This is a genomic window from Methanocaldococcus indicus, from assembly GCF_049554935.1.
GTDB lineage: Archaea > AGJL01 > Methanococci > Methanococcales > Methanocaldococcaceae > Methanocaldococcus > Methanocaldococcus indicus.
In genome coordinates, this window is sequence record NZ_CP186926.1 from 791944 (window position 1) to 815148 (window position 23205).

At 28.7% G+C, this 23205-nt stretch carries 26 protein-coding genes and 2 tRNA genes; 14 read left to right on the forward strand and 14 right to left on the reverse strand.

Translation table 11 applies throughout. The features are described 5' to 3' along the window. The 3 genes from ACPB8Q_RS04455 (at position 1) to ACPB8Q_RS04465 (ending at position 3339) form a co-directional block, all read left to right on the forward strand. A complete protein-coding gene (locus ACPB8Q_RS04455; protein WP_423791989.1) occupies positions 1-954 on the forward strand; it encodes a cobalamin biosynthesis protein in 954 nt (317 codons plus the stop codon). Between the two features lie 2 nt (positions 955-956). Then, positions 957-1379: a YkgJ family cysteine cluster protein gene (locus ACPB8Q_RS04460; protein WP_423791990.1), complete on the forward strand. Its 423-nt coding sequence runs from the start codon at positions 957-959 to the stop codon at positions 1377-1379. Positions 1380-1509: 130 nt separating this feature from the next. Further along, positions 1510-3339 carry a methyl-accepting chemotaxis protein gene (locus tag ACPB8Q_RS04465; RefSeq protein ID WP_423791991.1) on the forward strand — a complete coding sequence of 610 codons (1830 nt, stop codon included), beginning with the start codon at positions 1510-1512 and terminating at the stop codon, positions 3337-3339. 1 nt (position 3340) lies between these two features. On the opposite strand, the gene ACPB8Q_RS04470 is transcribed toward ACPB8Q_RS04465, so the two are convergent. Then, the gene (locus tag ACPB8Q_RS04470) at positions 3341-3721 is read right to left on the reverse strand and encodes a metal-dependent transcriptional regulator (RefSeq protein WP_423793409.1); all 381 of its coding nucleotides are present in this window, start codon (positions 3719-3721) and stop codon (positions 3341-3343) included. 82 nt (positions 3722-3803) lie between these two features. On the opposite strand from ACPB8Q_RS04470, the gene ACPB8Q_RS04475 reads away from it, so the two are divergent. Genes ACPB8Q_RS04475 through sucD form a run of 4 tightly spaced genes read left to right on the forward strand, consistent with a single transcriptional unit; the run spans position 3804 to position 7307 of the window. Continuing rightward, positions 3804-4025: a FeoA family protein gene (locus ACPB8Q_RS04475; protein WP_423791992.1), complete on the forward strand. Its 222-nt coding sequence runs from the start codon at positions 3804-3806 to the stop codon at positions 4023-4025. Positions 4026-4028: 3 nt separating this feature from the next. Continuing rightward, positions 4029-6017: a ferrous iron transporter B gene (feoB, locus tag ACPB8Q_RS04480; protein ID WP_423791993.1), complete on the forward strand. Its 1989-nt coding sequence runs from the start codon at positions 4029-4031 to the stop codon at positions 6015-6017. A 10-nt stretch (positions 6018-6027) separates the two neighbouring features. Further along, complete coding sequence (locus ACPB8Q_RS04485) at positions 6028-6429, forward strand: hypothetical protein (protein ID WP_423791994.1); 402 nt, start codon at positions 6028-6030, stop codon at positions 6427-6429. Between the two features lie 20 nt (positions 6430-6449). Further along, on the forward strand, positions 6450-7307 hold the full coding sequence (gene sucD, locus ACPB8Q_RS04490) for a succinate--CoA ligase subunit alpha (RefSeq protein ID WP_423791995.1): 858 nt from the start codon (positions 6450-6452) through the stop codon (positions 7305-7307). Here sucD and ACPB8Q_RS04495 read toward each other — a convergent pair. Further along, on the reverse strand, positions 7290-7808 hold the full coding sequence (locus ACPB8Q_RS04495) for a hypothetical protein (RefSeq protein ID WP_423791996.1): 519 nt from the start codon (positions 7806-7808) through the stop codon (positions 7290-7292). The two genes, sucD and ACPB8Q_RS04495, sit on opposite strands and share 18 nt — an antisense overlap. Positions 7809-8014: 206 nt before the next feature. Here ACPB8Q_RS04495 and ACPB8Q_RS04500 point away from each other — a divergent pair, with 206 nt between their 5' ends. Genes ACPB8Q_RS04500 through ACPB8Q_RS04515 form a run of 4 tightly spaced genes read left to right on the forward strand, consistent with a single transcriptional unit; the run spans position 8015 to position 10669 of the window. After that, positions 8015-8701 carry an energy-coupling factor ABC transporter permease gene (locus ACPB8Q_RS04500; RefSeq protein ID WP_423791997.1) on the forward strand — a complete coding sequence of 229 codons (687 nt, stop codon included), beginning with the start codon at positions 8015-8017 and terminating at the stop codon, positions 8699-8701. A gap of 16 nt (positions 8702-8717) precedes the next feature. Next, complete coding sequence (locus ACPB8Q_RS04505) at positions 8718-8996, forward strand: energy-coupling factor ABC transporter substrate-binding protein (protein WP_423791998.1); 279 nt, start codon at positions 8718-8720, stop codon at positions 8994-8996. A 29-nt stretch (positions 8997-9025) separates the two neighbouring features. After that, complete coding sequence (cbiQ, locus tag ACPB8Q_RS04510) at positions 9026-9802, forward strand: CbiQ family ECF transporter T component (protein WP_423791999.1); 777 nt, start codon at positions 9026-9028, stop codon at positions 9800-9802. Between the two features lie 24 nt (positions 9803-9826). Then, positions 9827-10669, forward strand: a complete 843-nt coding sequence (locus tag ACPB8Q_RS04515; RefSeq protein ID WP_423792000.1) for an ATP-binding cassette domain-containing protein — start codon at positions 9827-9829, stop codon at positions 10667-10669. A 13-nt stretch (positions 10670-10682) separates the two neighbouring features. Here the strand turns inward: ACPB8Q_RS04515 and ACPB8Q_RS04520 are convergent, their stop codons facing one another. The 7 genes from ACPB8Q_RS04520 to ACPB8Q_RS04550 all read right to left on the reverse strand — a co-directional run bounded on the left by ACPB8Q_RS04520 (position 10683) and on the right by ACPB8Q_RS04550 (position 16774). Then, positions 10683-12587: a beta-CASP ribonuclease aCPSF1 gene (locus tag ACPB8Q_RS04520; RefSeq protein WP_423792001.1), complete on the reverse strand. Its 1905-nt coding sequence runs from the start codon at positions 12585-12587 to the stop codon at positions 10683-10685. 126 nt (positions 12588-12713) lie between these two features. Continuing rightward, positions 12714-13346, reverse strand: a complete 633-nt coding sequence (gene psmB / locus ACPB8Q_RS04525; RefSeq protein WP_423793410.1) for an archaeal proteasome endopeptidase complex subunit beta — start codon at positions 13344-13346, stop codon at positions 12714-12716. A 36-nt stretch (positions 13347-13382) separates the two neighbouring features. After that, entirely contained in the window at positions 13383-14741 is a 1359-nt protein-coding gene (proS, locus tag ACPB8Q_RS04530) for a proline--tRNA ligase (RefSeq protein ID WP_423792002.1), read from the reverse strand. A gap of 10 nt (positions 14742-14751) precedes the next feature. Continuing rightward, the gene (locus ACPB8Q_RS04535) at positions 14752-15195 is read right to left on the reverse strand and encodes an HAD family hydrolase (RefSeq protein WP_423792003.1); all 444 of its coding nucleotides are present in this window, start codon (positions 15193-15195) and stop codon (positions 14752-14754) included. After that, positions 15192-15866, reverse strand: a complete 675-nt coding sequence (gene purQ / locus ACPB8Q_RS04540) for a phosphoribosylformylglycinamidine synthase subunit PurQ (RefSeq protein WP_423792004.1) — start codon at positions 15864-15866, stop codon at positions 15192-15194. Before purQ ends, ACPB8Q_RS04535 begins: the two co-directional genes overlap by 4 nt. Positions 15867-15872: 6 nt before the next feature. Then, entirely contained in the window at positions 15873-16166 is a 294-nt protein-coding gene (locus ACPB8Q_RS04545) for a histone (protein ID WP_423792005.1), read from the reverse strand. Positions 16167-16171: 5 nt separating this feature from the next. Further along, positions 16172-16774 carry an orotate phosphoribosyltransferase-like protein gene (locus tag ACPB8Q_RS04550; protein ID WP_423792006.1) on the reverse strand — a complete coding sequence of 201 codons (603 nt, stop codon included), beginning with the start codon at positions 16772-16774 and terminating at the stop codon, positions 16172-16174. 102 nt (positions 16775-16876) lie between these two features. On the opposite strand from ACPB8Q_RS04550, the gene ACPB8Q_RS04555 reads away from it, so the two are divergent. Continuing rightward, positions 16877-18259, forward strand: a complete 1383-nt coding sequence (locus ACPB8Q_RS04555; RefSeq protein ID WP_423792007.1) for a lactaldehyde dehydrogenase — start codon at positions 16877-16879, stop codon at positions 18257-18259. Here ACPB8Q_RS04555 and ACPB8Q_RS04560 read toward each other — a convergent pair. Together ACPB8Q_RS04560 and ACPB8Q_RS04565 are read right to left on the reverse strand one after the other, a co-directional pair. Next, the gene (locus ACPB8Q_RS04560; RefSeq protein ID WP_423792008.1) at positions 18251-18949 is read right to left on the reverse strand and encodes a TIGR00297 family protein; all 699 of its coding nucleotides are present in this window, start codon (positions 18947-18949) and stop codon (positions 18251-18253) included. The genes ACPB8Q_RS04555 and ACPB8Q_RS04560 overlap by 9 nt on opposite strands. 15 nt (positions 18950-18964) lie before the next feature. Then, a tRNA-Arg gene (locus ACPB8Q_RS04565) sits at positions 18965-19040 on the reverse strand. A 313-nt stretch (positions 19041-19353) separates the two neighbouring features. Here ACPB8Q_RS04565 and ACPB8Q_RS04570 point away from each other — a divergent pair. Next, positions 19354-19602, forward strand: a complete 249-nt coding sequence (locus tag ACPB8Q_RS04570; protein ID WP_423792009.1) for a hypothetical protein — start codon at positions 19354-19356, stop codon at positions 19600-19602. Here the strand turns inward: ACPB8Q_RS04570 and purB are convergent. The 3 genes from purB to ACPB8Q_RS04585 form a co-directional block, all read right to left on the reverse strand. After that, on the reverse strand, positions 19599-20942 hold the full coding sequence (purB, locus tag ACPB8Q_RS04575; RefSeq protein WP_423792010.1) for an adenylosuccinate lyase: 1344 nt from the start codon (positions 20940-20942) through the stop codon (positions 19599-19601). The genes ACPB8Q_RS04570 and purB overlap by 4 nt on opposite strands. Positions 20943-20965: 23 nt before the next feature. Continuing rightward, a tRNA-Arg gene (locus tag ACPB8Q_RS04580) sits at positions 20966-21037 on the reverse strand. 35 nt (positions 21038-21072) lie between these two features. Then, positions 21073-21777, reverse strand: coding sequence for a (5-formylfuran-3-yl)methyl phosphate synthase (locus tag ACPB8Q_RS04585; protein ID WP_423792011.1), 705 nt, complete (start codon positions 21775-21777; stop codon positions 21073-21075). A gap of 71 nt (positions 21778-21848) precedes the next feature. Here ACPB8Q_RS04585 and glmM point away from each other — a divergent pair, with 71 nt between their 5' ends. Further along, positions 21849-23171, forward strand: a complete 1323-nt coding sequence (glmM, locus tag ACPB8Q_RS04590; RefSeq protein WP_423792012.1) for a phosphopentomutase/phosphoglucosamine mutase — start codon at positions 21849-21851, stop codon at positions 23169-23171. Positions 23172-23205: the final 34 nt, after the last annotated feature.

The window sequence follows — 23205 nt, forward strand, 5'->3', positions numbered from 1 at the left end:
ATGATAAAGATTATTTATATAGTTGATGATAATTTAGCTAAAAAAATAAAAGAAATTTTAGAGTTCTTTAACTATCCTTCTGAAATATTTAATATAAAAGAGTTTGAAATAGAGGGAAATGAAGAAGGATTTATTTTTATATCTGCTATTGGAATTGTTATAAGGAAATATATTGATAAAATTAAGAAAGATAAATTTACAGACCCTTTTGTTATAGTTGCCAATGAAAAAAAGGAGTTCATCCCTATTTTATCTAACCACTTAGGTAGAGGAAATTATTTTGCTAAACTGTTAGCTAATTATTTAAATGGGAAAGTTATTTTTACAACTGCAACAGATACTCATAACAAAGTAGGTTTAGATGAACTTACCAATATTCTATACTTAGAAAAGCCTAAAAGAGAAGATATACTAAAAATAAACAAAAAAATACTTTTTGAAGATGTAAATATAAAAATTCCTCATTATTGGAGAATAAAAAAGATTGATGGCTACATTATTGAATACCACAATAAAAACTATGTTTTAGTTGATAATTATATAAAATTGAATCCTTTAAAAATAGTTGTTGGTGTAGGTTGTAGGAAAAACATTAAAGAGCATAAAGTATATTGGCTTATAAAAAAAGCTCTTTTTTTGAGAAATTTAGAGAGTTGGAGAGTTGATGCATTCTCATCAATATCTATAAAAAGAGATGAATTAGGACTTATTAATGCTATTAATAAGTTAAATAAAGAAATATTGTTTTTTGACAATAATGAGCTTAACAATATAGTAGGTAAATACAACTTAAATAAAAATGATTTTGTTTATAAAAATACAGGAGCTTTTTCTGTTAGTGAAGCCTCTGCTTTATTAGGAGTTGAAAAGCTCTCAAAAAATAAAGGAAAGCTTTTATTAAAAAAGATTAAAAAAGATGGTGTATCTGTTAGCATAGCTATTGAGGATAGATAGTTATGAAGTTAGAGCTTGGATATGGATTTAGATGTGTGAGATGTGGAAAGTGTTGTATCTCTCCTCCAACAGTTACAAAAAAAGATATCCAAAATATAGCAGGATATCTAAACATTAGCTTTAAAGATTTCATTAAAAAATATTGTAGATACTTCAATGGTAAGAGAGGAGAAATTAAAAAAGTAAATGGAAAATGTGTATTTTTTAAAGATAATGGTTGTTCAATATACAAAGTTAGACCTATAATATGTAGATTTAGGCCATACTCAATACAATTTAAAAACAATGAGTTAGTAATAACTTATGACAAATGGTTTTTAGAGAACTGTAAAGGACTATTTAAAGGAGAGTTGATAGATGAAGATTCATTAAGATACTATAAGTTAGTTTTAAAGTATCTTGGAGTTGAAAAAGCTCAGTATTAAACTACTCTTATATGTTATTATCTTCCAATTAAACTCTTTTCTAAATTTTACCTACACAAAAGAAATATATACTATTTTAAACATAAATTATTAGAAATTATACAAAAAAACGTGGTGAGGGGATGTTGTAATGAAATTTTTAATGAACATCTCTATAAAAAAGAGACTTTTGGCTATCTTTTCCATACTTGTATTAATGTTAATTGGTTCTGCTGCTGTTACTGTTTATGTTCATAATAGTATTAAGCATGATGGTTATATAATAAATATAGCTGGAAAACAAAGAATGTTAATTCAAAAAATGTCTAAAGATGCATTTATGATTGCTGCTGGATATACTGAATACAAAAAAGATTTAAATGAAACAGCCAAAACCTTTGATACTGTATTAAATGATTTAATAAATGGAAATCCTGAGAAAGGTATTCCTCCAGCTCCTCCAGAAGTAAAAGAACAACTCTTAAAAGTTAAATCAATGTGGGACCCATTTTACCAAAATATAAAAATTATCTTAACAAAAAATCCAAACTCTCCAGAATTTAAAAAAGCTTTGGAATATATTAAAGACAATAATATTCCACTATTAGTAGAGATGAACAAAGCTGTTATGCTATATCAAGATTTATATGAAGATAAAATAGCATTTATAGACCACATAACAACACTATTTGCAATATTAGGAATAATAATTGGAATTATTGGATTATTTATTGTTAATAATACAATAATAAAACCATTAGAAAAATTAAAAGAAATTACTGAAAAACTTTCTAATAGGGAGTTTATTGATTTAGACAATAATGGATTTGGTAACGATGAGATTGGAGATATTTATAAAAATGTTTTAAAAATCTTAAACAATATGAAAGAAGATTTAGAAAAGATTAAAAAACAAGAAGAGAAAATTGAAAACATTCTAAAACAAATAACTGAAATAATGGAAGAAATTGCAAATGGTAATTTATCAAAAAGATTACCTGAAACTGAGGAAGTATTTAAAGATATAAACAAAGCATTAGATAAATTATCTGAATTAATCAAGGTTTTAAAAGAAAGTATCAAAAAAATAAATGAAGATGCTAATAAAGTTGCTGATGAAATTATTAGAGTAAAAGAAGTTTCTGACCAAGTAGCAGATGCAACACAACAAGTAGCGACAGCGGCAACAGACCAATCAACAAAACTACAAGATATAAGTCAAGAGTTAGAGGATGTTACAAATATAACAAGAGGTGTTTATGACTCCGCAGTCAGTGGAGTTGATGCTGTTAGAGTAGTAGAAGATTCTACAAATTTAGGAGTTGAAAAGGTTGAGCACGCAATTGAAACAATGCAAAGAATTGCAAACGTTATAGATGAGTTAGGTAGAGCTTTAGAAGAGTTAGGTAGAGAAAGCCAAAAAATTAATGAGATAACCGCTCTAATTAAAGATATTGCCGAACAAACAGGATTATTAGCATTAAACGCATCTATTGAAGCGGCAAGAGCAGGAGATGCTGGAAGAGGGTTTGCTGTTGTTGCAAGTGAAATTAAAGGTTTAGCTGAAGAGATTGGTAAGTCTGTTGATGACATTAACAAAACTATAAGTGAAATACAAGAGAAAATTAATAAAACAATTGATTTAGGGTTAGCTGGAAAAGAAGAGGTTGATAAAGGAGTTGTCGCAATTGATGAAGTTAATAATGCATTTATGAAAATTAAGGAGAGTGTTGATTTAGTAAATCAAAAGATGGAAGAGATAAAATCAGCGGCTGAAAAAGCTGCTGAGAGTATTCAAGCCGCTTTAAGAGATGTGCAAGATGTCGCTTCTATATCTGAAGAGTTCGCCGCTACCGCTGAAGAACTAACTGCCTCAACTGAAGAATTAAATGCTATTATTGAAGAGATTAGTAAAGCTACAGACAAAGTCAGAGAAGAAGTAAATAGATTGGCTAAATATGCTGATTCATTTAAAGTATAAATTATAATAATCTTTTTTTAAAATTTTTAATAAATATTTTTAATCTCTCCAATGTCTCATCAGATAGTGCATGTTCTAACTTACAAGCCTCATCTGAAGCTTTTCTTTCATCTACTCCTAAAATTTCTACTAAAAATATTTTTATTGTTCTATGCTTATCATATATTTTTTTAGCTTTTTCTTCACCTTTATATGTCAGAGTTATACCAACATATGGCTCATAATTAACATAACCTAATTTCTGTAGCTTTTTAGCCATATTTGTAACAGCAGAAGGTTTTATATTTAATAAATTGGCTAATTCTGTTGTTTTTATAGGTCTTTTATTTTTCTTTATAAAAATATATATCTTTTCTAAATAATCCTCAATACTCTCAGACATCATAATCTCCAAAAGCTTTTTATATGATAAAATTTTTTAACTATAATTAAATTTTTTAACCATATTTAAAAGTTGTGGTTATATGTATCCATTAGCATTTGCAAAAGAGGGAGAAGAAGTTATTATAAAAAAAATTAATGCTGGATATGGGGCTATACATAAGCTATCAAGTATGGGGTTAAATGTAGGTAGTAGAATTAGAGTTGTAAGAAATCAAAGTGGTCCTATTATAGTGAATGCAAGAGGTTGTAATATTGCTATTGGAAGAGGATTAGCTATGAAAATATTGGTAGATAAGGGATAGGATATGTATGAAATAGCTTTAATAGGAAATCCTAATGTTGGTAAATCTACATTGTTTAATATTTTAACTGGTGAAAATGTATATATTGGGAATTGGCCAGGAGTTACAGTTGAAAAGAAGGAAGGATATTTTACATACAATGGAGAAAAGTTTAAAGTAGTAGATTTGCCAGGTGTGTATAGTTTAACAGCCAACTCTATTGATGAGATAGTAGCAAGAGATTATATATTTTATGAGAATCCTGATTTAGTTGTAAATATTGTAGATGCAACTGCATTAGAGAGAAATTTATACTTAACTCTACAACTTATGGAGATGGAGCCTAATTTATTAATTGCTTTAAATAAAGTTGATTTAGCTGAAAAGTTAGGGATAGATATTGATATTAAAAAGTTGGAAGAGTTGTTAGGAGTTAAAGTAGTTCCAATATCTGCTACAAAGAAAAAAGGAATTGATAAATTAAAAAAAGAGATTTATGAAGCTGTTAAAAATAAAAAGAAATCTAAAATTAAATATAAAAATTTAGAGCCATATATAAAAAAGATAACATCTATTTTAGAGAAGGACAAAAATTTAAAAAAATATAATTTAAGATACTTGGCAATAAAATTAATTGAAGGAGACAAATATATTAATGAAATTGTAAAAAAAAGCAATGTGTGGGATGATATAAAAAAAGTGTTAGATGATATCAAAAAGAAATATGGAGATTTAGAGTATCTCTTAGTTGAAGAGAGATACAAAATAATAGATGAGATAGTCAATAAATCAGTTAAAAGAAAAGTTAAAAAAATAACTTTTTCACAGATGCTTGATGATGTCTTTACAGATGAAAAAGTAGGAATTTTGATGCTAATTCCTCTTTTATGGATGTTATTTAAATTTACATTTGATGTATCAGCACCTTTTTCAGATATAATTAATTATATTTTTTCATATTTATCTGAGTTAATAAAAACTACTCTCCCAAATGAATTTTTAGCTTCATTATTGGCAGATGGAATTATTTCAGGAGTTGGAACTGTTTTAGTATTCTTTCCTATATTACTATTTTTGTTCTTTGCACTATCATTTTTAGAAGAAAGTGGATTTATGGCAAGAATTCCATTTATTGCTGATAGAATCATGAACAAATTTGGACTACCTGGAAAGGCAGTTATACCATTAGTTATGGGATTTGGTTGTAATGTTCCAGCAATATTAGCCACAAGAACTATTGAAGATAAGTATGATAGAATAATAACAATAATTATAAATCCTTTAATGTCTTGTTCTGCAAGATTGCCAATATATGCACTCTTTGCAGGAGCTTTATTTACAGAATATCAGGGAATTGTTATCTTATCTATGTATCTTTTAGGATTAATCTTAGCTTTAACTTTATCTTTATTGTTTAGAAAGTTTATATTTAAAACATCTCCATCTTACTTAATCATAGAGCTTCCTCAGTATCAAATACCACATTTACATATTGTTTTAAAAAATACTTGGGAGAGGGTTTATGACTTCCTAAAAAAAGCTGGGACTATTATTGTCTTTGGTGTAGTATTAGTTTGGTTCCTATCTGTATATGGACCTTCTGGATATTTAGGAGTAGATGCCTTAAAAAATCCAGATTTAATATCTAAATCTTATGTTGCATTAATTGGTAAAATTCTATCTCCTTTATTTTCTCCTATGGGTTGGGATTGGAGAGCTTGCTCTTCATTGATATTTGGATTCATAGCTAAGGAGTTAGTTGTTGGAAGTTTAGCAATTCTTTATGGAGTAGGTGAAGAAAAATTAACCTCTATTATTTCCCATGCATTTACTCCTGTATCTGCATTTGCCTTTATGGCATTTACTTTAATATATGTTCCATGTGTAGCAACACTAACAGCTATAAAACAAGAGCTTGGTTGGAAGTGGGTTATATTTACAGTTGTCTATGAAATGATTTTGGCTTATATAGTTGCCTTATTAATATCAATAATTGGAAATATAATATTTTGAGGGTCTATTTATGGACATAAAACAGATAAAAAATAAATTAATCACACTCTCTTTAATATTTGGATGCCTATCTATAATCTTAGGAAGTATTGAGGTTTTAGTTGGACTGTATAATATATTTTTTGGAAATATAAGAATTCCTTTATTTTGTGGGGATGTATTTGGAGGAATATCATTATTAGCTATTGGAATAGTTTATTTATTAGGATTTAAAAAAGCTAAGAATGAGGATATAAAAGCTCTTTCATATATTTTTACTGCTTCAATTATTGGATTAGGGATAGGAATAGTTTCTATTTTAGTATTATTAGCTCACTTAATAGTTATGGAATTTTATGGTATAAACATATATATTGTATTTGGTATATTGTCAATAATTCCTTACAGAATTATTAAAAATTTTGTTGATTAAATCTTTTTTTTGGTGGAAATATGATACTATTAGATGAAAACACAAGGGCTATTGTTCAGGGAATAACTGGAAGACAGGGAAGTTTCCATACAAAGAAGATGTTAGAGGCAGGAACTAAAATTGTTGGTGGAGTTACTCCTGGAAAAGGTGGAAAAGAGGTTCATGGAGTTAAAGTGTATAATACAGTTAGAGAAGCTGTGAAAGAGACAGATGCAAATGCATCAGTTATTTTTGTTCCTGCTCCTTTTGCAAAAGATGCAGTTTTTGAAGCTATGGAGTATTTAGATTTAGTTGTTGTAATAACTGAAGGAATTCCTATACATGACAGTATGGAATTTATAAACTATGCTGAAGAGTTAGGGGTTAATATTATTGGACCTAATACTCCTGGAATTGCTTCTCCAAAGGTTGGAAAGTTAGGAATTATACCAATGGAAGTCTTAAAAGAGGGTAATATAGGAATAGTTTCAAGAAGTGGAACATTAACTTATGAGATAGCCAATCAACTAAAAAATAACAACTTAGGAGTATCAACATGTGTAGGAATTGGAGGAGACCCTATAATTGGTTTAGGATTTAAAGAGATTTTAAAGATGTTTAATGAAGATGAAGATACCAAAGCTATTGTAATGGTTGGAGAGATAGGGGGTAGTTTAGAAGAAGAGGCAGCAAAAATAATCAAAAATCTAAAAAAGCCAGTTGTAGGATTTATAGCAGGAAAATCTGCACCAGAAGGAAAAAGAATGGGACATGCAGGGGCTATAATAGAAAGAGGAAAAGGGACAGCAGAAAGTAAAATAAAAGCTTTAAAAGAAGCAGGTGCTCATGTAGCAGAGAATATAACAGACATCCCAAAAATATTAATGGAAATACTTTGAATTAATTATATTTATTATTTGAATATATCTATCTTCTATTCTCTCCAATGTTGATAAATCATATCTATGTGTTTTTATTTCACCACCCAAATAATCAGGAGCTAATAAAATTCCTTCATTATCTATCTCTAATCCTAAATCTATAACCACTTTTTTAATCATACTCCCTATTGGATTAACTTTAACATTTTTATATTTTAATTTATTCTTTATTATTTGTTCTCTTTTTTTAATATAATTTATAAAAGAATTTATTTTCCTGTTATCTCCAATTTTTAATTTTTTTAATTCTTCAAGGGATGAAATTAAATCTTTAAAAGTAGAAGATTTTATTTCTATAATTTTAGCATTAGGATTTAACTTTTTTACTTTTTCTCTATATCCTTTTGAAATAATTATTATATCACAATCAACTTTTTCATTGTAAGGATTAACAACCTTATAATTAGCTCCGATAGTTCTTAAAATATCTTCATACATCTTACTAACTCCAATTTTCATATAACTCCCCAATTGTATTACTTCCAACTAATATTTAACTATTTTATTACTATTTTTTAATATTATCTAACTCAATCAATAATAAATTTTATTACAACTAAATATTATTTTAGCAATAATAAAAATCAGTTAAATTTATATATTAAATTAATTTTAATTTAGACATATCAAGTTTTGTTTAATTAATATATTTAATAGGTGATTGTATGCATATAATGGAAGGATATCTTCCAATAATGTGGTGTGTATTTTGGTATTTAGTAGCTATCCCATTTTGGATTTATGGAATAATAAAGTTAAAGAAGTTATTTAGTAAAATGCCAGAAGTTAAGCCTCTTGTTGCTATTGCAGGGGCTTATATGTTTATATTAAGTTCATTAAAAATGCCATCTGTTACTGGAAGTTGTTCTCACCCATGTGGTAATGGTTTAGGTGCAGTGTTATTTGGTCCTGCTGTTACATCAATTTTAGCAGCTATTACATTGTTATTCCAAGCTTTACTGTTAGCTCATGGAGGGATTACAACTTTAGGAGCTAATTGTGTTTCTATGGGTATTGTTGGACCAATTGTTGGTTGGGCATTATACAAAGCTTTAAAAGGAAAAATAAATTCTACTTATGCTGTTGGTTTAGCTGCTATGTTTGCAGATTGGGCTACTTATGTTACAACATCTATTCAATTAACATTAGCATTTCCAGGAGACAATCCAGTAAATACATTTATGGCATTTGCAACAGTATTTGCAGTTACTCAAATCCCATTAGCTATAGCTGAAGGTATATTAACAATGATAATCTGGGACTACTTGAAGAAATTAAGACCAGACTTATTATTGAAGTTGGGAGTTATTGATGAAAGTGAAGTTTCACATATAACACCAACAACACACTAAAAAATTAGGTGATATATTGGAAGCCAAACATTTAATTCTCTTAGGAATTGTAGCAATATTAATGGTCCTTCCACTAATATTAAAACCAAATGCTGAATTTGGAGGAGCAGATGATGCAGCTGAAGGAGTTATAGAAAAAGTAGACCCTAACTACCATCCATGGTTTGAGCCAATTTGGGAACCTCCAAGTGGAGAAATAGAAAGTCTATTGTTTGCTTTACAAGCTGCTATAGGAGCTATAATTATTGGTTACTATATAGGATACTTTAGAGCTAAGTCTCAATACTCTCAATAGATTTTTTTATTTTTTTGGGGGAATATAAGATGTTATCTGTTGATTACATCTCTTTTAACAATAAACTAAAAAATGTAAATCCTAAGCTAAAAGTTTTATTTGCTACTGTATCTTTATTTGTTGCTGTTCTTTCTAAGTCAGCTATAGTTCCTCTTTTAATATCATTAATTATGATATATTTGACTCTATTTAAAGCAGAAGTTCCAAAAAAAATTTATTTGACTTTATTAACCCCTGTTATTGGTTTTGGTTTATTTAATTTAGTATTTATGGGATTTTGGTATGGAAATACTTCAATAATAAGCTTTGAAATATTTAATATTACAATTGGTTTCAAAAAAGAAGGGTTAGAGTTAGGGTTGTTAGTTTTTAGTAGGATGCTTGGTGGAGTTACATCCACATTATTTTTAGCTTTAACTACACCAATGACTGAATTAATGTATGTATTAAGAGATTTAAAATTACCAAGTATTATAGTAGAAATAACCATGATGATGTATAGGTATATTTTTGTTTTATTAGATGAATTAATAAGAATGCAACAAGCTCAAGAAACAAGATTGGGCTATGTAAATTTAAAAACCTCATACAAATCCTTAGGAATGTTGGCAGTTAATTTATTTATAAGAACATTTGAAAAAGGAGAAAAAGCATATATTGCCATGATTTCAAGATGTTATGATGGAGAACTGAAATCATTAACAAAAATAGAAAATCCAAAATTAGCATATACTTTGTTAGTTATTTTATTTGGAATATTTATGATTATTCTAAGCTATTTAACTAAGTATATGAAAATATTATAATATAAATTTTTTTTTGGTGTTATTATGAGCTATATTTTAGAGACAAGAGATTTACATTATATTTATCCAGATGGAACCCATGTTTTAAAAGGGATAAACTTTAAAGTTAAAGAAGGAGAGATGGTGGCTCTTCTTGGACCTAATGGAGCTGGAAAATCAACTTTATTTTTACACTTTAATGGAATTTTAAAACCAACAAAAGGAGAAGTATTGATTAAAGGGAAACCAATAAAATATAATAAAGAAGGTTTAATAAAAGTTAGAAAAACTGTTGGTTTAGTTTTTCAAAATCCTGATGACCAAATATTTGCTCCAACAGTTTTGGAAGATGTTGCTTTTGGACCATTAAATTTAGGTTTATCAAAAGAGGAAGTTGAAAGGAGAGTTAAAGAAGCTTTAAAAGCTGTAGGTATGGAAGGTTTTGAGGATAAACCGCCACATCATCTAAGTGGAGGGCAGAAGAAAAGAGTAGCTATAGCTGGAATATTGGCTATGGAACCAGATATAATTGTATTAGATGAACCAACAGCAGGTTTAGACCCTTTGGGAGCATCTCAAATAATGAAACTTTTGTATGAATTAAATAAACAAGGAAAAACAATTATTATATCTACTCATGATGTTGATTTAGTTCCTGTTTATGCAGATAGAGTTTATGTAATGTATAATGGACAAATTTTAAAGGAAGGAACAGTAAAAGAAGTTTTTGAAGATGTAGAAAGTTTAAGAAAAGCACATTTAAGATTACCAAGAGTAGCTCATCTTGTTGAAATTTTAAACAAAAAAGATAATTTAAATTTAAAAATGGGATATACTATAGGGGAAGTTAGAAGAAATATCTTAGAATATTTAAAAGAAAAATGTTAATTTTATATTTATATTATTTTATTCTTAAACTATCTAAATTTCTTGGTGCATAAGTTTCTTTTTTAAATAATCTTCTAACTGACTCAGAGAAATCTAAACACTTACTTTCTTCTCCATGAACCATAATAATCCTTTCTGGGGAAGGTTTAACTTTCCTAACATATCTCATTAATTGTTTTCTATCACTATGCCCAGAAAACCCTTCAATTGTAACAACCTCTAAATTAACTGGAATTGACTTAGTTTTTCCATTACTTGTAATTATTGGAATTTCTTTCCAACCTCTTTGTATCTTTCTACCCAATGTTCCCTCTGATTGATAGCCTACAAATATAATAGCATTTTTTTCATCTGGAGCTAAATTTTTTAAATATTCAACACTTGGCCCACCAGTGAGCATTCCAGATGTTGCCAATATTATTGCTGGTTCATCAGAATCTATAATATTTCTTCTTTCCTTTGCACTACCTACTCTTTTAAATACCTCTGATAAGAAAGGATTATCTCCTTCATGGAATATCTTTTGTCTCATCTCCTTAGATAAATATTCTGGATATGCTGTATGGATAGCTGTTGCTTCCCAAATCATACCATCTAAATATACAGGAGCATTAAATATTCCTTGATTGTATCCTTCTTCTAAAACTAACATTAACTCTTGTGCTCTTCCAACTCCAAACACAGGAATCAATATTTTACCTCTCCTATCAATTACCTTACTAACAACTTCCAATAACTTCTGCTCTGCTTCATCTCTTGTAGGTAGAACATCATCAAATCCTCCATAAGTAGATTCAATAATTAAAGTTTCTAATCTTGGAAACTGTGTAACTGCTGGCTCTAACAATCTTGAACTTTCATATTTTATATCCCCTGTATAAGCTAAGTTATATAATCCATCTCCTATATGTAGATGAGCAATAGCAGAGCCAAGAACATGGCCAGCATTATGTAAAGTTAATTTTATAGTTGGACTTATATCAGTTGTTACTCCATAATCTATTGGTATTGTATGTTTAACACATGTTTTAATATCCTTTGAATCATATGGGATAAATTTACCTTCTTTTTTTGCTATTTCCAAATAATCTTTTTGTAAGAGAGTCATCAAGTCTCTTGTAGGTCTTGTGCAATAAACAGGACCATCATAACCATATCTAAACAATCCTGGGACAAAACCACAGTGGTCAAGATGAGCATGAGTAATTATAACAGCATCTAAATCCTCTATACTAAATTCTGGTGCATCAAAATAAGGATATGCTTTATCTTCACAGGCAATATTTACTCCACAATCAATTAAAACCTTTGTATCTGGAGTTTGGAGATATAAACAACTTCTACCTACTTCTCTTGCTCCACCTAAGAAGCTAACTCTAATCCAATAGTCATCTTTTTTTATAACTTCTCTAAAAATTTTTCTTCCTATTCTTCTTAAAATTTCTTTTACATCATCTCTTTCTCTGAAAAGAGTAGCCCTAATTGCCTTAATAGTTTCAGATTGTATAGGTGGAACTCTCACAGGTTTAGGGGCCCATTTGATAGCTTTTTTTATAGCTTCTAATGTTTTTCCTTCTTTTCCAATAACTAACCCAGGTTTTTTTGATTCAATAATAACCTCTCCTGTTGTAGGCTCAAAAATAATATTCTCTATTCCAGCATCTTCTGGAACTATCTCCAATATCATTTTTTTGGCTTCTTCTGGCTCTATTAATACAGATGGGTCTGCTCTTATAGAAATTCTTTTTCTAATCTCTTTTGCTATATTTCTAACTATTTCATTACTATAAACTTCTGGATTTTTTACATATACCACTAATTCTGGACCTTCAAACTGAACATCAACTATTTTTGCTTCTTTTGGAGATAATTTTATAATTTTATTTTTTAGTTCTTCTAAAACTTCTTCAACTGTCAAAAATAATCACCTTACAATTTTTAATTTATGTTTATATATAAATTAATAAAATTTTTATGTTAAAATAGATAAAAATATTGAAATATTCTGTGCAAAAATTAATTTTATGAAAATATATAATTTAATTTATTTCTTTCTTAAACTCTTTAAAAAATTATCTATCTCTTCATCCTCTAAAATTTTCACTCCTTCTTTATTTATAACAGCTAAGGATATACCATTTCCAGTGAAGGTATCTCTTTCACTTGCAGCTTTGATAGCTTTAATAGCTAATTTAATTGCTTTATCTAATGGTAAATCTTTTTTATATTCAGCTTCTAAAACCCCATATGCTACTGGACTTCCAGAGCCAGTGGCTGTGAAAGTATATTCTTCACTAAATCCACCTAAGGGGTCTATTGAGAATAACTCTCCCTTATTTTCATCTAAGTTATATCCTCCTAAGATAAGCATAGTTAAGTATGGATAGAATCTGCTTGAATGTAAAATATTAGATAAGAGAGTAGCACAATTCTTAGGAGCTAAGTATCTTCCAGCTCTCATTCTGTATAATCTTGCCTCAGCTATTAGATATCTTATTATAGCTTGTGCGTCTCCAACACTTCCTGATATAGTTAAAGCTAAATAATCATCAATTTTATGAACTTTTTTAGCATTTTTATCAGCTATTAAATTTCCCATAGAAGCTCTTTTATCAGCTGCTAAAATAACTCCATCTTTATATATAAGTCCTACTGTTGTAGTTCCTTTCATTCTCATGTCATCCATAAATACATCACCTAAAAAAGTTAAATCTTAATATGTCTTAGCAATAGCTATATAATCCCTATCTTTATATCTTGTTTTTCCTAAAATAGTTGCTTCTACTTTTTCCTCTAAATCTTCATTATAAATCTCTTCATTAAATGGAATTAAAACAATTCCCTTTCTTTTTTCTAATATCTCTTTAATTTCATTTACATTATTAACAATAGTTATATATTCATCAAATTTTTTCCATGCTTTTTCTTTCATATATTCCATAATATTATTTAAAGTTTTTTCTATCTCTTCTAAATTGTCCTCATCTATTTGTAACTTTTCATTTGTATCTCTTCTATATATGGTTATTTTTTTATTTTCAATATCTTTTGGACCTATTTCAATTCTTAGAGGGACTCCTTTTAATTCCCATTCATTAAACTTCTTTCCTGGTCTTAAATCTCTATCATCCAATAAAACTCTATATTTATCTTTTAATTTGTTATATATCTCTTTTGCTTTATCCATAACTAACTCTTCTTTTCCTTTAAATATTAATGGAACTATAACTATCTGATAAGGAGCCACAATTGGAGGTAAAATTAGACCTTTTTCATCACCATGTATTGCTATTATTGAGGCAATAGCTCTATCAGATATACCATAACATGTCTGATAACCATAATCTTTATCTCCTGTTGGTGTCTCAAAAACTATATCAAATGCTTTTGAAAAGTGTTGTCCTAAATTATGGACTGTTCCAATTTGTATAGCTCTACCATCTGGAAATATAGTATCAAAAGCAACTGTATATTTTGCTCCTGGGAATTTGTCCCATTCTGGTCTTGTAGATATTAAATAAGGAACTCCAATGGTATCAAAGAATTTTTTATATATTTCTATTGCTTCTCTTACTTGTTTTTCAGCATCTTCTTCTGTTGAGTGTATTGTATGTGCTTCTTTAAAAGTCATAATTTCTCTTAATCTTATTAGAGGTCTTGTATGTTTTGTTTCATATCTAAATGTATTAACTATTTGATATATTTTAATTGGCATATCTGTATGAACTTTAATCCACTGCTTAAACATATAGTATATGGATGTCTCAGATGTTGGTCTTAAAGCTAATTTTACATCTAACTCTTTACTACCTCCATGAGTAACCCAATAAACCTCCTCCTCAAATCCTTTAATATGCTCTCCTTCTTTTTTTAATAAGGTTTCTGGAATCAATAATGGGAACAAAGTTTCTTCATGTCCTGTTCTATCTAACAAATCTCTTAAAATCTCAAATGTATATTTTCTAATTTTAAAACCATAAGGTAGATAAACACCACACCCTTTTATAGGATACCTTACATCAAAAATTCCAGCTCTTTCTAAGATATTGGAGTACCACTCAGAAAAATCCAAATGTCTCACCCTAATCTCTCATAGTTGCTTTTAATCTTTTTTCGTAAATTAATAAATCTAAGGCATCTAATATATTATTAACCACAACATCAGCAGATAAAATAGCATTTATATTAGCTCCTTCTTTTCCAATAACACATATTCCTAAATCAGCTTTCTCTAATATATATTTATCATTTTTACCATTTCCAATAGCAACAATATAATTATTATTTTTCTTTAACTCTAAAAGTATCATTAGCTTAGCTATTCCTTCACTACCATATTTTAATTTATCAACCTTTTTATAACTAACCCCTAATTTTTTACCAATATCTTCCAAAGTTCCAAAAGTATCAGCAGATAGTATATAAATATCAAATTTCTTTTTTAATTTTTCTAATCTTTCCTTTACACCTTCAATTATTTCCCCATCCAATGCAATAGTTCCATTTAAATCCAAAAGAAGTATCATTCTATCATTCCTTTAAACATAAATAATCCATCATCAGAGCCAAGGATTTTTTGAGAAGCTCTTTCAGGATGAGGCATTAAAAAGAGGGCATTAAACTTTTCATTACATACTCCTGCTATATTATCAATTGAACCATTTGGATTTACATCTTCTTTAACTTCTCCTGTCTCATCACAATACTTAAAGACAATCATATTGTTTTTATATAAATAATCTAAATCATCATCATTTGCATAGAATCTTCCTTCTGCATGAGCAATTGGAATCTTTAAAACTTGTCCTTTTTCATAAAATCTTGTAAATGGAGTTTTATTATTTTCAACTCTAATATACACCCATTTACATATAAATCTTGCATTTTTGTTTAAAGTAAATACACCCCTTGAAAATCCTGCCTCTAAACCTATTTGAGCTCCATTACAGATTCCTAAGACAGGTTTTCCCTCATCTATCATCTTTCTTAAAGCATTGATTATTGGAGTTCTTGATGCTATAGCTCCAGCTCTTAAATAATCCCCATAAGAAAACCCTCCTGGAATGACAGCTCCATCATAGTTTGATAAATCTTTTTCTGTATAAAACACTAACTTTGCTTTTCCACCAGCTAACTCAATAGCTTTACAAACATCTAAATCACAATTACTACCTAAAAATTTAATAACTGCTATCATAAAGCTTCACTCCAATTCAGATGTTATGACATTTAACATCTCTTTTATTAGAATAGGCATTTTTTCTGTTCTTTCACTCAACTCTAAAATTTTCTTTTTTAATCTTTCATCATCACATCTTTTTATATCTCTTGCCTTTATTGTTTTTCTACCTTCTTTTTTAGCATTTTTTTCTGCAACTTCTGTTGTTATTTTTATTATTTCTTCTAAAAGGTTGCAGATTTCTTCAACAGCCTCAGCAGAGATGTTGAGATTAGTATGTTGTTTCATCATTCTTTTTATGGTTGCTCTTGGTAACATTAATTTCACTCCTCATCAATTTTTAAAGCTTTTATTCTAATTAATGGAATTAATTTAACTCCTGCTATTTCATCTAATCCACTCTTATCAATTAAAACAACAATTAACTTAGGATTACAAATCTCTTTTAAGTTTTTTACACACTCTTCTAATGTTTTTCCACTTGTTACAACATCATCAATTATAACAACTCTCTTTTTATATATATCTGAGAAGTTGTTTGAGACAATTCCAGAAGATTCTTCATTGGGTAAATGTTTTTTTGGAATATAGATGGTGAAGTTTTTATTTAACTCATTAGCAACAAAAGTAGCTAATGGAACTCCACTTGTTGAAACTCCCACAACAGCATCAAAATCATAATCTTTTAAAATATCAACAATTATATCTGAAAGATATTTTAATCTATTTGCAGATGAACCTATATTTCTCCAATCTATATAAATATCTATCTTTTCTTTTTTCTTTTCCTCTTTTAACAACTTTTCGGCATTTAACACCAAATATCTTGCTGTATCTGTTGAAACATTCAACTCATCAGCTATCTGGCTAATAGATAGTCCTGATTTTCTTAATTCAATAACTTTATTTAATAATTCTTTGTCCATAATACATAACCTTTCATTTATTTTAAAAAATTATCTTAAAACAATTTTAATAATTAGAGAATAATAGTAAGATATAGTATATATCTATTAAGGTGTTGCATAATGTTTATAAATAAATGGATTGAAAGAGAAGATATTGAAGTTATAAATCCATACACATTAGAAATTATAAAAAAGATTCCTGCATTGAGTAGAGAAGAGGTTAAGGAAGCTATTGATTTGGCTTATGAAAATAAAGATAAAGCAAAACTCTCTAAAACTAAAAGATACAATATACTTATGTATATATCTAATAAAATTAAAGAGAAAAAGGAAGAATTAGCAAAAATTTTAGCAATTGATGCAGGAAAACCTATTAAACAGGCAAGGATAGAAGTAGATAGGGCTATAACAACATTTAAATTAGCTGCTTTTTATGTTAAGGAATTAAGAGGAGAGGTTATAGAGACAAATGATAAACTTATTTTAACAAGAAGAGAACCAATAGGTTTATTAGCAGCTATAACACCATTCAACTTTCCATTAAATTTATCTGCCCATAAAATAGCTCCATCAATTGCAGTAGGTAACTTTATTTTACACCATCCTTCTATAAAAGCTCCATTAGCTACTATTGAGTTGGCTAAGATTATTGAAGAAGCTTATAAAAAATATTCTGACTATGTGCCATACTATCTATTAACTGGTTTAGGGGAAGTTGTTGGAGATGAGTTAGTTGTCAATGAAAAAATAAATATGATTTCTTTTACAGGGAGTACATATGTTGGAGAGGAGATAACAAAAAAAGCAGGATTTAAGAAGATACATTTAGAGTTAGGGGGTGTTAATCCAAACTTAGTTTTAAAAGATGCTGATATAAATAAAGCTGTTAAATCTCTTGTAAAAGGTTCTTTTTTATATGCTAAACAGGTATGTATTGCTGTTGGAGTAATTTTGGTGGATGAGGAGATAGCAGATACATTCATTAAAAAGTTTGTTGAAGAAACTAAAAAATTGAAAGTAGGTAATCCATTAAATGAGGAGACAGATGTTGGCCCAGTTATTACATTAGAACATGCTAAATTTGCTGAAACATTAATAAATAGAGCTATTGAAGATGGAGCAAAACTCTTGTTAGGAGGTAGAAGGGAGAAATCTATCATTTATCCAACTATTTTAGAGGTTGATAGAGATAACTTCTTATGTAGAACTGAAACATTTGCCCCTATTGTTCCAATAGTTAGATGTAGTGAAGAGGAGATGTTAGATATAGCAAATTCCCTTGAATATGGATTGCATTCAGCAATATTTACTCAAAATATAAATAAAGCACTTTCTTTTGCTGAAAATTTAGAGTTTGGTGGTGTTATTATAAATGACTCTTCATTATATAGAGTGGATAATATGCCATTTGGAGGAGTTAAAAAGAGTGGTTTAGGTAGAGAGGGAATAAAATATGCAATAGAAGAGATGAGTGAAATTAAAACTATTTGCATATCAAAATAAAAAATATAGAATAATTCCAAAGATTCCACCTAATAAATTAGCTAAGAAGTTTGTAATTTCATTATTTACTATCTTTTTTCTTTCTAATGTAGCCCCAATATAGCTATCAACAATATTCCCTAAGAATCCTGCTATTGTTGAAGATACTAAAAGTTTAAAATCATTAAATAATATAAAACCAACAACACCAATTAAAAAACTGCCTAATAATCCAGCCAATAATCCCAATAGTGTAATCCCCCCATCCTCTCCTTCTTTAACTTCTTTAAAAGTAGTTATTAATCTTGGTTTTTCATTAGAAAGTATTCCTATCTCAGAGGAAAATGTGTCTGAGGTTGCTGATGCAATAGATGCTACATAACCTACTAATCCAAAATTAAAACCAATTAAATATAAAATAGCAAAAATTAGAGGAGGTAATCCATTAGCTAAAACATTTTTTAGCCCTCTACAAACTTCTAAATTTTTTAATTTTTTCTTCTTTTCTTTTCCTAATCTACTTGCCAATGAGCATAAAACAAAAAAAGATAACAAAATTAAGAAAAATTTAAATCCACAAAAATATATTAAGAAAAATCCCATTATAGCAGATGCTAAAATACCTTTGTTATCTAGTGTTTTACTTCTTTTTATTATTATAGAGAGAATCAATACAATAACTATTGCCAATAAAAATCTAAGTATATCCATAACATTCCCAAATAGCGCCCCCGGGGGGATTTGAACCCCCGACCTTCGGGTCCGAAGCCCGACGCTCTAATCCTGGCTAAGCTACGGGGGCTATTTTTTTATTAAATTTTTTATTAACATTAAAGTTTATTATACTATATAATATACTATATATGAATTATGTTAAATGAATTTTATTTTTTTTTTATGAATTTTAATATCATAATAACAAATAGTATTATTTAAAGGTCATAATTAAGTTACAATAACTTAAAATTTTACAAAAATCTCCTAAACCAAAAATAATCTATTAAAAGCAAATTAAACTAAAAAATAAAAATTTTCAGGATAATAGCAATAAAACTTAAATACTATTTTAAGATAATATTACATACCCAAAAATAAATTAAATGGTGATTATATTTATGATTTATGGAGTTTTATTAAACATTCCAGAAAAACATGCTACAAAGTATGAGGATTTAATTAGAAAAATTATTGGTGAAGGGATAGCAAGGGGAGACATTTTATCCTTTTGTGAAGCAAGATATAAAGGAGATATTGCTTTTGTTATGTTGGCTAGGTCAAGAAGAGCAGCTGAAAGAGTTTATGAATACTTAAAAGAACATCCAATTTATGTAAAAATAATAGAAATTGAAGGAAAAGGAGATTAATATTTTTCTCTTATAGTTTTTATTACATTTTCTACAATTTGTGGAGCTAATCCTATATAGCTGTTATAATCCATCAATCTCTCAATATCTTTCTCACTTAAATATTTCCTAATCTCTTCATTTTCTAATAAAACATCTTTTAAATGTCTATTCTCATTATATGCTTTCATAGCTAAATCTCTAACTAATTTATAAGCTCTTTGTCTTCCAATTTTTTTAGCCAATTCTATCATAACTCTTTCAGCCATTATTAGTCCTTTTGTTAATTCTAAATTCTTTTTACAGTTCTCTTTATTTACTCTTAATTTTTTAATACCCTTTATTGACAAATTTAAGATATGGTCAGTTAATACAGAAACCTCTGCAAATATGCATCTTTCTGAGGATGAATTTGTTAAATCTCTCTCCTCCCAAAGAGGTATATTATCCATCTCAGCAATACATAAAGATTTTATAACTCTTGATAATCCACAAATTTGTTCAAATGTTATAGGATTTCTTTTATGTGGCATTGTTGAAGAACCTACTTGTTTTTTATAGTCAAATTCTTCCTCTAACTCTCCAATCTCTGTCCTTTGCATATTTCTAACTGTTACACCTATCTTGTTTAATGTTTGAGCAATTAAAGCCATTAAATTTATAAATTCTGCATGTCTATCTCTTTGAATAACTTGGTTTGTTATTAAATCTGGTTTTAGATTTAAAATTTCTGCAACTTTTTTATGCACTTCTAAACCTTTCTCTCCCATAGCTGCACAAGTTCCAACAGCCCCAGTCATCTTCGATACTAAAACTCTCTCCTTTAATTCTTTTAATCTATCTAAATGTCTGTCTATTTCTGCTGCCCAAAGAGCAAATCTCATACCATAAGTTGTAGGAATAGCATGCTGTCCATGAGTTCTTCCCACACATACAGTATATTTATGTTCCTCTGCTTTCTCTAATAAGACATTTAAAAGCTCTTTTAGTTTATTCTCTATTATATTTAGGGTTTCTTTAATTAATAAGGAGTTTGAAGTATCAACTATATCATTTGAAGTAGCTCCAAAATGCACATATTCCCCAGCTTCACCACAAACCTCTGCTAATGCCCTAACCATAGCCATAACATCATGTTTAATCTCTTTTTCTATCTCTTTAACTCTTTCCAAAGAGACATACTTTACAGATGCCTTTTTATATATCTCCTCTGCATGTTCTTTTGGAATTATGCCAAGTTCCCCTTGGGCTTTTGCTAATGCACCTTCAACCTTTAACATCTTATCTAACTTATTCTTTTCTTCCCAAATCTTTCTCATCTCTTCACTACCATACCTATAATCAATTGGATGAACTGCCAAAATTTCACCTCTAAATTAATTAACGCCCCGGCCGGGATTTGAACCCGGGTCTTAGCATCCGCAGTGCCAAAGGATATCCACTACCCCACCGGGGCAAAACAAAAAAGTTAAAATTAATTAATTTTAATTTTTAACAAAGTTTTTTTAGCTCTCTTACAAGTTCTCTATCAATTTTTCCAGTGTTTCTGTCTCCTCCTTTACAAGCAGCTCCTCTAACTCCAACTATATCAGTCCCAATATCTTTTAATATTGGGAAATGTTCTTTTTTAATACTTCCAGCTAATGCACATTTTAATCCATAACTATGTGCTTCTTCTACAAATTCAGCTAAAATTTCTTTATCTAAGAAGTCAAATAGTGTTTTACCATCTTTTATAGCAGTGTCAAGCATGGCTACATCTGCTCCTGCATCTCTTGCAATTTTTGGAATTATTAATGGTTCAACTGCATTAACTCTATATGCATCTGCATATCCAGCAGCAACAACAATCTTATTATCATCATAATCTTTAACTGCCTTAACTACATTTTTCATAATGTCCAAAGCTTGATAGTAGTTTTTAGCTCCATACAATCCAACTTTTATATAATCTGCTCCTGCAATACAAGCTCCTAAAGCTGCTAATGACACAGTTCCTGGTTTGTATGGAACATCTCCAACAGTTGCACTAACTAACAACTCTTTTGGAGTAACCTCTCTAATCTCTCTTATCACCCAAGGAAAATTCGCACCTAATGAGCCTTCTTTTGGATTTTTAACATCTATTATATCAGCCCCTCCTTCTATTGCTTCTATTGCCTCTTCTTTATTAATTGGACTTACTAATAATAGCATACAACCACCTAATACATATTTAACTTAAAATTATTCTATTATACTATTTATAACTTTGATGGTGATAAATGATGAAACTTTTTGGAACATCTGGAATAAGGATGAAGAACTTACATCCTAAGATAGCTTATAAAGTAGGTTTAGTTTTAGGTGAGAAATATAGAAATATATTAATTGGGAGAGACACAAGAACAACAGGGAAGATGTTGGAAAGCTCCTTAATCTCTGGAATTTTGCAAAGTGGAGGTAATGCTATTCTTTCTAATATAGTCCCTACACCTGTTTTAGGTTTTAATGCTAAGTATTATGATGTTGGAGTTATGATAACAGCATCACATAATCCTGGAGAATACAATGGAATAAAAATTTTTAAGAAAGATGGAATTTCTCTAAATAAAAAAGAAGAGGAAGAAATTGAAAATAATATAAATAAAGAATTTGAAGTAAATTGGAAGATTGTAGGGAAATGTTATAATGACAATCAGACAATAAAAAGGTATAAAGAATTTATTTTAAATAAGGTGGAAATAGAAAAAGAGCATAATATTTTAGTTGATTGTGGAAATGGAGCTGGAAGTTTAGTATCTCCTTATCTATTGAAAGATGTTGGTTGTAATTTAATATCAATAAATAGCCATATTGATGGAAGATTTTCAAGAGTTCCAGAGCCAAGTGAAGAACATTTAAAAGAAACTATGGAAATAGCCAAGGCATTGAATAGGTTGTGTATTGTTCATGATGGAGATGCTGATAGAGTAGGAGTTATAGATGAAAAAGGAAGATTTTCAGATTTTGACAAGTTAATGGCTATTTTTTGTAAATTTTTAGTTGAAAAATATAACATAAAAAAGATAGTTACTACTGTTGATAGTTCAATAATCTTAGATAATATTTTAAAGGATTATAATGTAGAAATATACAGAACAAAAGTTGGAGATGTTTATGTCTCTGAGGAAATGATTAAAAGAAATGCCAAATTTGGTTGTGAGCCAAGTGGCACATGGATTCATGGAGATATACATCTTACTCCAGATGGAATTTTAAGTGGATTAAGAATTTTAGAGATGTTGGAATTTTATAACTCTCCACTATACAAATTGTTAGATAGTGTTAAGAGCTATATTAACATAAGAGAAAAAATTTACTGCAAGAATGAATTAAAAGATAAAGTTATGAATTATATAATTGAAAATGGAGAAAAAGTTTTTAAAACTAAGCCAGAAATTGTAGATGGTGCAAGATTTAATTTAGATGATGGTTGGATTTTAATAAGACCATCTGGGACAGAAGAGTATATTAGAATTAGAGTAGAAGCAAAAACAAAAGAATTAGCTAAGAGTTTATTAGATAAAGGAATTAAGTTAGTTAAAGAGGCCATACAAACTTTTGAATAAATAATATTACTTTTTTTAATTAGTGTTATTAGTT

Excerpts from the sequence above, each read along its gene's own strand:
- cbiQ (WP_423791999.1), top strand. The coding sequence starts at position 9,026 with ATGTTATCTGTTGATTACATCTCTTTTAACAATAAACTAAAAAATGTA.
- ACPB8Q_RS04495 (WP_423791996.1), bottom strand. The coding sequence starts at position 7,808 with ATGAAAATTGGAGTTAGTAAGATGTATGAAGATATTTTAAGAACTATC.
- ACPB8Q_RS04535 (WP_423792003.1), bottom strand. The coding sequence starts at position 15,195 with ATGATACTTCTTTTGGATTTAAATGGAACTATTGCATTGGATGGGGAA.
- ACPB8Q_RS04465 (WP_423791991.1), top strand. The coding sequence starts at position 1,510 with ATGAAATTTTTAATGAACATCTCTATAAAAAAGAGACTTTTGGCTATC.
- ACPB8Q_RS04455 (WP_423791989.1), top strand. The coding sequence starts at position 1 with ATGATAAAGATTATTTATATAGTTGATGATAATTTAGCTAAAAAAATA.
- ACPB8Q_RS04570 (WP_423792009.1), top strand. The coding sequence starts at position 19,354 with ATGATTTATGGAGTTTTATTAAACATTCCAGAAAAACATGCTACAAAG.
- ACPB8Q_RS04560 (WP_423792008.1), bottom strand. The coding sequence starts at position 18,949 with ATGGATATACTTAGATTTTTATTGGCAATAGTTATTGTATTGATTCTC.
- purQ (WP_423792004.1), bottom strand. The coding sequence starts at position 15,866 with ATGATAGCAGTTATTAAATTTTTAGGTAGTAATTGTGATTTAGATGTT.
- feoB (WP_423791993.1), top strand. The coding sequence starts at position 4,029 with ATGTATGAAATAGCTTTAATAGGAAATCCTAATGTTGGTAAATCTACA.
- ACPB8Q_RS04550 (WP_423792006.1), bottom strand. The coding sequence starts at position 16,774 with ATGGACAAAGAATTATTAAATAAAGTTATTGAATTAAGAAAATCAGGA.
- ACPB8Q_RS04555 (WP_423792007.1), top strand. The coding sequence starts at position 16,877 with ATGTTTATAAATAAATGGATTGAAAGAGAAGATATTGAAGTTATAAAT.
- ACPB8Q_RS04515 (WP_423792000.1), top strand. The coding sequence starts at position 9,827 with ATGAGCTATATTTTAGAGACAAGAGATTTACATTATATTTATCCAGAT.
- ACPB8Q_RS04585 (WP_423792011.1), bottom strand. The coding sequence starts at position 21,777 with ATGCTATTATTAGTAAGTCCAATTAATAAAGAAGAGGCAATAGAAGCA.
- psmB (WP_423793410.1), bottom strand. The coding sequence starts at position 13,346 with ATGAGAATGAAAGGAACTACAACAGTAGGACTTATATATAAAGATGGA.
- ACPB8Q_RS04460 (WP_423791990.1), top strand. The coding sequence starts at position 957 with ATGAAGTTAGAGCTTGGATATGGATTTAGATGTGTGAGATGTGGAAAG.
- sucD (WP_423791995.1), top strand. The coding sequence starts at position 6,450 with ATGATACTATTAGATGAAAACACAAGGGCTATTGTTCAGGGAATAACT.
- ACPB8Q_RS04485 (WP_423791994.1), top strand. The coding sequence starts at position 6,028 with ATGGACATAAAACAGATAAAAAATAAATTAATCACACTCTCTTTAATA.
- ACPB8Q_RS04500 (WP_423791997.1), top strand. The coding sequence starts at position 8,015 with ATGCATATAATGGAAGGATATCTTCCAATAATGTGGTGTGTATTTTGG.
- ACPB8Q_RS04475 (WP_423791992.1), top strand. The coding sequence starts at position 3,804 with ATGTATCCATTAGCATTTGCAAAAGAGGGAGAAGAAGTTATTATAAAA.
- ACPB8Q_RS04545 (WP_423792005.1), bottom strand. The coding sequence starts at position 16,166 with ATGTTACCAAGAGCAACCATAAAAAGAATGATGAAACAACATACTAAT.
- ACPB8Q_RS04470 (WP_423793409.1), bottom strand. The coding sequence starts at position 3,721 with ATGTCTGAGAGTATTGAGGATTATTTAGAAAAGATATATATTTTTATA.
- glmM (WP_423792012.1), top strand. The coding sequence starts at position 21,849 with ATGAAACTTTTTGGAACATCTGGAATAAGGATGAAGAACTTACATCCT.